This window comes from Haloquadratum walsbyi J07HQW2, assembly GCF_000415985.1.
GTDB classification, from domain to species: Archaea; Halobacteriota; Halobacteria; order Halobacteriales; family Haloferacaceae; genus Haloquadratum; species Haloquadratum walsbyi_B.
On sequence record NZ_KE356561.1, the window covers coordinates 299,793 to 308,133 of the forward strand.

At 49.5% G+C, this 8,341-nt stretch carries 8 protein-coding genes; 2 read left to right on the forward strand and 6 right to left on the reverse strand.

All coding sequences use genetic code 11. The features are described 5' to 3' along the window. The coding region (locus tag J07HQW2_RS01490) for a pentapeptide repeat-containing protein (protein ID WP_021053433.1) at positions 1-327 on the forward strand (327 nt) is incomplete at its 5' end. A 495-nt stretch (positions 328-822) separates the two neighbouring features. On the opposite strand, the gene J07HQW2_RS01495 is transcribed toward J07HQW2_RS01490, so the two are convergent. The 6 genes from J07HQW2_RS01495 to J07HQW2_RS17065 all read right to left on the reverse strand — a co-directional run bounded on the left by J07HQW2_RS01495 (position 823) and on the right by J07HQW2_RS17065 (position 6,374). After that, positions 823-1,590 (reverse strand): hypothetical protein, encoded by a 768-nt coding sequence (locus J07HQW2_RS01495; RefSeq protein ID WP_021053434.1) that lies wholly within the window; start codon positions 1,588-1,590, stop codon positions 823-825. Positions 1,591-2,367: 777 nt separating this feature from the next. After that, positions 2,368-2,559 carry a hypothetical protein gene (locus J07HQW2_RS17055; protein WP_303703876.1) on the reverse strand — a complete coding sequence of 64 codons (192 nt, stop codon included), beginning with the start codon at positions 2,557-2,559 and terminating at the stop codon, positions 2,368-2,370. A gap of 207 nt (positions 2,560-2,766) precedes the next feature. Continuing rightward, the gene (locus J07HQW2_RS01500) at positions 2,767-2,961 is read right to left on the reverse strand and encodes a hypothetical protein (protein ID WP_021053435.1); all 195 of its coding nucleotides are present in this window, start codon (positions 2,959-2,961) and stop codon (positions 2,767-2,769) included. Between the two features lie 670 nt (positions 2,962-3,631). Beyond that, on the reverse strand, positions 3,632-3,892 hold the full coding sequence (locus tag J07HQW2_RS01505; RefSeq protein ID WP_021053436.1) for a hypothetical protein: 261 nt from the start codon (positions 3,890-3,892) through the stop codon (positions 3,632-3,634). Positions 3,893-4,780: 888 nt separating this feature from the next. Then, a complete protein-coding gene (locus J07HQW2_RS17060; RefSeq protein ID WP_021053438.1) occupies positions 4,781-5,347 on the reverse strand; it encodes a hypothetical protein in 567 nt (188 codons plus the stop codon). Positions 5,348-6,122: 775 nt separating this feature from the next. Then, positions 6,123-6,374: a hypothetical protein gene (locus tag J07HQW2_RS17065; RefSeq protein WP_303703877.1), complete on the reverse strand. Its 252-nt coding sequence runs from the start codon at positions 6,372-6,374 to the stop codon at positions 6,123-6,125. A gap of 928 nt (positions 6,375-7,302) precedes the next feature. On the opposite strand from J07HQW2_RS17065, the gene J07HQW2_RS01515 reads away from it, so the two are divergent. After that, the gene (locus tag J07HQW2_RS01515) at positions 7,303-7,938 is read left to right on the forward strand and encodes a pentapeptide repeat-containing protein (protein ID WP_021053439.1); all 636 of its coding nucleotides are present in this window, start codon (positions 7,303-7,305) and stop codon (positions 7,936-7,938) included. Positions 7,939-8,341 lie beyond the last annotated feature (403 nt).

Genomic DNA, 8,341 nt, shown 5'->3' on the forward strand with positions numbered 1-8,341 from the left:
TCTGGCGCGGACCTTTCCGACGCAGATCTTACTGACACCACCCTCTCTAATGCCAACCTCCTCGGGGTCGGTGAGGTGGACTTCTCAGACGCTACGGAAGTGCCGGGCGAATTTATCGATTTAGAACAACGACAAACAGAGGATATACGCGCGGATATGCGCGGGTCAGTAACTGCGCTCACAACTGAACTGACCGAGGGTAGGTACGAACATGATCTTGAGCGATTAACCGAGATAGAAAGCGAAGCGCGCGCGATTGCAGATTATGCGGAGGAACTTGCGTCCCGTCACCGTGAGATGGAGCATTCAGAGGACGCCAGCGAATGAGAGATACAGGACAGCAATAATGATGTGCTCTCAAATACTGTTTATACAAACACCGAACGCGAATGCGGGAATCTCAAGAAGGTTGTATAGAACTGATATTCAGTATTAGTTCGTACCGCAGGAGCCGGGGAGGGAACGCGGTGAACTAGGGGTAGTTGGCGCGACTCTCCCGACTCCCGTGAACAGTTATCCGGATGTCATATTAAATTAATTGTTAATACAGGTCCCTCTGGAGTGGGGGGGCTTTGTCTGGAATGTGAGATGTATATCTCTAATCCGCTTCAAGAAATGATTGTAACCACACAGATAACTCGACGTATGAGTACACGTACAGTAGTTGATAATTTGTCATGTGCTGAGAGTCACTCACTCACATCCACAACAGAGGGTCTCAACAATCTCTAAGATGCGCCGCTCGGATATAACACCGATGTCGCCGACGTGTATCTCGACCACATGAGCGAGTTCGACGCCGTCAGATCGTGTGCGATTAGATCATACAGGCAAGCACAGACCCGGCAGAACAGTCGCTGGCGCCGCTGTCGGTGGGGCTAACGCCGCCTCGTTCAGGAGGACCCCGCCAATGAGAATGATCACCACAACCGGTCGTGGGACCGTCACTCGCAGTTTCCGGGTGAAGTAGCCACGCACAGGCGGGGTCGCAAAGGCTGCCAACAGGAGATACGCCGCCGTCGCACACATAACTCGGACAGGCATTCCGGAGACGCTTTGCGTGACTGTTCCGCCCGCGAGGAGAAGCAGCAACCCGGCAGCGATCCACGACGCGACCGGCCCAGCCGTTTCGATTCGTATCAGCTTGGCTCCCCTGTCGACAGCACCAGCAACAAATTGAGCCCGTCGTTGCTGGGTGGTCTCAACCTGGTCGGCAGCATAGGCGAGCGGTCTATCTTTTGACGCGAACTCTTTCAGGATCGACGGGATGATCGCGAACAACACCAACAAGATCACCATCATTATCGTTTGGCTGGCGGGGGTAATCTCGTATCTGCTTGACTCGCCCGGATCAGGAATGACGATCAACAACAGCACCTCGACAACAAGAAACAGAGACGCAATCGCCCACCGAACGACCGGCCGCTCAAGTTTGCCCACGCTCAGTAATAATTGACTTTGGTCTGAATAAAGTAACTGTGTCAAGACCGGTGAACTGCGACAGAGATATTGACCTCCTCCCTCGCGTGAACGCGGAGGAATCCGACCATCGGATTCAGGCAGCTGATGCCCTTCGGTTCCAACCCGCACTCGGAGGGAACCGGCGACACACCGGAGGAACTCTCGGTTGTCTCCCTCGGAGGGCTGTGGCCCGGCACTGAGGCCCCATCGGATTCCATGTCATCGCCGTGCGAACCACCGCTGGTTCGCCACCCCTTATGATTCGGGGACGGCGTCTCACCGAATCCATAGCGTCTGTGCGAATAGGGGCCACGAGTTTCAATCTATCGGGACAAACGGAGCAAGTGTCGCTCGACCCCCCGCCTGAAAACGGGGGTATGCGCTTGTCTCTCTATCAGAAGAGTCATGTCAGCGGTACGCGGATACTCACTCAGTACTCTCACGATCGGACGAAAAGGTCACCCCCGAATTTTGTAATCATGTCATACCCGAAGGTGTCCACTTGACCGTCATTGATGGGAATATTATAAAATAAACAGGGTTCAATACCGTTCCTCGATTTTCCGCTCAGGAGAGTATATAAAAGGTCATTTATTGTACGGTGGTCAATTTGTCGGTAGTGTTCTCACCGCGCTCGGAGGTACCCCACGTTCGGAATGTTGTCTGACAACATCCCCGAGAGGACCGCTGGCGAGACTGAGTTCCTCTCAGTTGCCTCACACGAGAGACCGGCTTCTGTCCTCTTCTCGATGACCGTTATCTCATCATCGCTGTGAAACGGTGATTTCCTGTACCGGACTGTGTCTGCGGGAGGTGCGGATACGGGTCCGATGTGCTGCCAATTATCGATTAGCCTCCCAGTATTGCCACGCCTCCACGGTCGTTCTGTCGACCCTGAGCTCCTGGTTATGATCCCGATACCTCTTCGGGAGTTCCTCTGTCGGTCTGAACTGTTCCTCGAAGCTCAGTCTGGACGGACAGCGGGGAGTCTGAGTCCGATCCCGATTGAGATGATGGTCCAAACGTAACCATAGCCGACTTCGCCTTCTCAATCACTGTTGGCGTCTGGTTCTGCCCCGACCGGTAGGTGCCTAGCATCCGTGACAACGCCGTCCAGACTGCTCGATTCAGAAAGGTTCCGACATCGTCGCCTTCGCTTCACTCCTGAGTAGACGATCAGAATCCCGCGACATGATCATTAGCACTATTGCCGCGGCTCTGGAGTAAAATTCACTACTTGTTCACCAGCGTGTCTGGGTTCAGTTTCAGATTCGAATTCACCGTCACTCGTGAATGTGGGCTCTGTTACTCCGGCTCAAACGCGCGTTTCAACACCTGTGGGGTGACGATAATATCCAATGCTGCGATTCCAAAGGCAATCAGCTGCATTGTCGGACGATCACCTAATAAGAAGACTGCGACGAGTAAAATGGTGCTCGCGCTCACAACCGCTGGTACATAATGAACGAGCGGGTTCTGTAGAATAGAAGGACTTGTCACAAGAATATAGTCCGAATTACCGGCGGTATATTACTTGCGATGATGAAGAGTAATTGAAACGCAGTGGCGTGGAAGATCGAGTAACGCGATCCTAACTACTGGACGCAGACAGATTAAATCGATACAGCTATATCAGCACTCAGCAAATAATCATTCAATCCTGTCTTGTTGACGCTTCCAATTGCAACAAAAGGGCTGGTCCGAGGGTTCTGGATTTTCCCTTGGACAATTTTAATCCTCACTAGTGATAACATTACGAAAGCCGATTCCAGACAATAATCTCTTCTCTGGTGTGTGTTGCGTTAACAATTAACTTGAAGTGACATCCAAGCGATTATATTTACGAGCCGGGTAGTCTCGTGCCTGTTGCCTTTGGACCAGTTTCTCCGGCTCTATGGGCACTTACAGATCTGGGTAAGCTCCAACTCCAGATCAAGTCGTGCTCAATATGTCTATAATTGCACCCTATTTGAGAGGCGACATATTATGTTCAGTTATTCTTTGGGAGTGACACGACAGCGATACACGCCGTGTAAACAGGGGGTTCAATGTGACACATCATTCACTATAACTAAATTTTAGAACGCAGTCATGCGATTATCTATCAAGCAAGTGACTACTGTAGTGACACAACTCACTCGGCGAATGTGTGCACCGACAGTGGATCTCTTTACAGATTCTCAAAGTCAGTTTGTTTGTTGTAATATGGAGACCCGTCCTTGTGCTGAATGACATTCAGTTCATCCATACTTCTCAGCACACGTTTGATTGTCTCCTCACTGGGTTCTCCTTCGTAGCCATCTCGCCTCAATCGACTCTTGATATCTGCCACTGTGAATTCTGTCTCCACTTCATTTACCACACCACTCCACACTCGATCGCGAGGCGTCACGGGACTACTGCTAACATTCGACTGTGCAGGACTACTCATGGATTGTATCATAGGGGATACAGCCACATATATGCCTCGCGCGCGTGCGTGCGCGCGCACGCGCGACCCCCCGATCCACATACTCTGGCTGATTCTGATAGAGTAGCATCGAATCGCATAACGAAGCGACTTCTGTCACCGCATACACAGGGTTTCCACACGTTCAATTGACGCTGATCAAGACCTCCCAGCTGTCCTCGCACAGATACCTCGGCATATGAGGAGACATACAGCCGTTGAGAATTTGTCATGTGTTGAGAGGGTTCTTTCCCGGATTATTGGGGGAATTACTATTAATCTATGGAGCAGCGACAACCCATTGTTGTGAGGGCTCTTTCCCGGATTGTTGTGGGGAACTACTTTGGATGAGTCAGGATTTCCAATAAATCCGAGAAATACCTCATGGCGCTACATAACACGATATAATATATCGTGCCATTGTTATTTTTGAAAAAATACAATATAAAATTCACTCCCCTGTGAGGAACGTAATCACACCCGACACCCGTCGCGCCGATCGGGAGCGTCGCTCGACCCTCCTCATAGTCTCACTTTCGACTACAGAACCATGCAGAATATGGGACATTGAGATGTGCCCAACTGCTGTTGGTATGAACCCACAGACGCGAATACGGGAATCGCGGGGCATCGGAAAGTTTGAGACTGAAAATGATAGCATATTCACATTTGAACGCGATACTCTTAATGGCAAAAATACAGGCGAAGTATCTACCTGATTACTGATACATTTCCATGATAGGTTCGCATTCCCTGCAATCTTTCTACTGAGACAATCTCAAATCAGACAAATATCCTTCAGAGAGAAACTCCCAGCGCTCAGAGAGTGGTGGCGGTTACTCTTTGACCATTACATCCACTTGTCTAAATTCACCACTTGCAGACCTTGGAACGGAGTAGCATCGGAAATTCGTCGTCAGTGTGCCAGGTTCGGTCGATACCTGATCCCTCATGACACACGTGTAATCGTAGCCGTACCGAAGTGCCGTTTGTCGGTCTGTTCTCCGACAGTCTCAGCGACGTTGGTTGGTAATGGATGAGTGATTTGTAACTTGTCACTGCCGAGAACGGACAGTTGTCCACGCTGAATGTTGTTTCTGTCTGTGATGCCTCGACGGTATCTGTTAGCCAGGCGTTCGATATCGTGTAGGGACCAGACATGACACCACAGTAAGCATACTCATATGTCGTCTCACGGCTATTTACGTTCAGTTGCTCAACCTCTCTGTTCTCAATACGGAGAGTGACGTTTTCGGCGGACGCCGAGTACCCAATTCCCGGCACTGACCCGACTGTTAGTTGTTCAAACAGAGCCTCAGCTCGAAATATGAGTCCTGGATTGGTATTCCATAGTCCAATTATACCAATAATAGATACAACTAAGCCGATCATTACTGCTGCTTCCTTGAGATTGTCCGGCCAGACATCAGTGTCCATCCGAACAGATATACAATTATTGATGAATAAAAATTGTGTTCATCAGTTCATATGAGTCATTGCTCGTATTTGTAGTAAATTTTCACGGGCATCGCTCGTGGTCTCGTTCGCCACGGGGTGATGATAGATTCCCGGTGGTTTCGCACCGCTACAGAGGGTAATTATGTGAATTCGACACTTACTATTGTAGTTGCACAGATAATATGTAGAATCTATATTCCTATAATATCACCACTGATCATAGTGAGTCTGACGCATCTTCTCAGCAGTCCCGATCCCCGTCACCACACGGAACTGTTTTTTATCTCTAATCAAAATAGATGATACTCCGAAGTTAAACTGAGATGTAGGGTATCTCCTGACATTACCAACGACCACACTGTCATCTCCCTGACTTCGGAGTTATTCTTTTGCCGACCGTCGACGCAGTTTCATACGTCACTGGTAACTCACGCTCGTCGAGTATCGCCGCAATCTCCGGCGTCGTAAGTGACTCACGCTCAGAACTTATCGTTTACCGGTAACTTCCCAAACGCGAATCTCGTGCTCGCGTCCGAATTTATATGCTACATCGACAATCATTAGCATACGCAGTCACTAAGCGAGTGCTACACCTTCGAGAAAAGTTCCCATGTGTTCATCGGAGAACAAGTTGGAGTTGGAAGTCTCAACATCAGTTCGTTTTCACACAGTCACGGTCCGTCTCAGTCTGCCGGTGACGGTGACGTGACTGTTGCCTCTCAGTGGGAGAGCACTCTCGCGGGTGTAGCACAAATCAAACGTGTCCTATCTCATTTGATTTGTGTCGTGTCGTGTCGTGCCGTGTCCGCCTACGCCAACGGCGATACCAGTTGGCATCAGTGTCATAGTTTGGCAGATTCGGTGACGGACGCCTCCGTCTCCTCTCCCACGCGAGGCGTCTGTTATCATCTGCAGAGACGGCAAGTGCTTTGTGTTCTATCTCCACTCTATTCCATTCCATCTCCGGCTTCGACTGATCACTCACGAGTGTCTCCGCTATACTCACCCAATTAACTCAGGCTAGTTGTGTGGCTATTGTAGACTCACCCTGATACCTCCCGCCCCGTGTCGGTCATGCACCCCCAAGGAAGGTTTCAAATAACCAATAGAATTATATTCTGTTAGCTTGTTGCCACTAATGCTCAGGGTTATTTTCCCGCGAGCTCAAAGATTGGAAGGATACTTTTTCCACGGGTTCTTCCCGTGGTTTTTTACCAACACTCTATTCCTAATACTGATAACCACGGTTCTAGCGTAGCCCCGGTAACCCCCTTATTCCCGATTAGCGTTGGAGGTGTTTTTGTCTCTTTTTGACCACCCGTGTAGTATTATACTGCCATAGCTGGTCGGTGGTAGGTCTCGGTTAAGATCCTCAATAGTGATAATGTTGCGAACCCGGTTCCAGACAACAACCTCCACTCGAGAGTGTATTGCGTTAACATCCGGGTGACTCTCTTCGCGGGTCGGGAAGATCTTGTGCCTGTTTCATTCGACCAGTTGCCCCGGCTCTATGGGCACTTGCAGATCTGGGTAAAGTTCCAACTCCATATCAAGTCGTGCTCAATATTTCTCTGACTACACTCTGTTTGAGAGACGATCTATTGTGTTCGGTTACTCCTTGCGAGTGACACGTCGGCATTATACGATCCCAAATTAGAATATTCATTTTGACATGTTGGTTACTGTGAATGCTCCAAAAACACGCAGTCCAGCGGTTTTTATGCCACATTTCCAAGGGCTGTCTCTGCACAGATTCCTCAATTACTCTCTACAACTATAGTTCCAATTGGATTAAAACGCTCCGTATGAGCAGACGAACCACCGAGTCGGCGATCAGCTAGCTATCCGACAACTGAATACAGCTTGTGGCTATGTGTTAATGAGACGGTAATTCACTCAGAATAAGTACTCTGCAAAGCCATATCCATAAAACAATGACCCAGGACGAATTCTCGATTCCCAATAGCGATGCAATCTCGGCAACCGATATTCAGCCGCAAGCTTCCTTCCCCAACGCCAACCTCTCCGAGTCCGACCTTTCCAATGCCAATTTGTCTGGTTCCAACCTTGCTGATACCGACCTCTCGGGGTCCAACCTCCACGGTGTTGACCTCTCCGATGCCAACCTTTTCGAATCCTGTTTCAAAAGTGCCGATCTATCGGGTGCTAATCTCACCGACGCCTTCCTCAAAAGTGCCGACTTTTCAGATGCGAATCTCATCGACGCCAACCTCTCTCACGCCTTCCCATTTGAGGCTGACTTCACAGGTTCCGACCTCTCCGATATTACCCTTGCCGACACCGGACTCTCCCATGCTGATCTCTCCGGGGCGGACCTCTCGAATGCCAATCTGAGTGGTGCCGATCTCACCGACGCCGACCTCACTGGTGCGAATTTCTCTGGTGCGGATCTTTCCGGTGCCGAACTCACAGGTGCAGATATTCGGAAAGCAAAGATGCGGACAGCACGAGTGTATCGGGTGGAGATGACCGGATGCAATGAAGAGTACGCCACTGAGTCGTATCTCTCTTTACTCGGTGCATATGTCCGCGATGACGGTGAGCGATGAATCGACAACTCACACAGTGTATACTCAGGGCGATTGCGGACAGACCCAATAATATCACACCCAGCGGTCCGTGGAGAATCGCTTGAATTCCTGTTGTGCAAAAATTATGGAATCACTCTGGAGGGCAAAAAATTGTTTTCTCGGACAACTGCATTCTCATAGTCATAACCACGGTTCTGTTCTTGTCTCGACAGGATCTATATTAAGAATGACTTTGAGGCCACTGAATGTGTTTTTGTTTGCTTCCCGTTGCAACGGTCAGTCCGCCAACAGTCGTGAATTATAACAGGATATGTTGAGGGTGAGATTTTCATCTCTGTGGGCTTTCTCACCGTCGCAACGGTATGTGTACTTGATACGAGAAGAATATAAATTCTATGTATATCCAAAATTTCATATGATC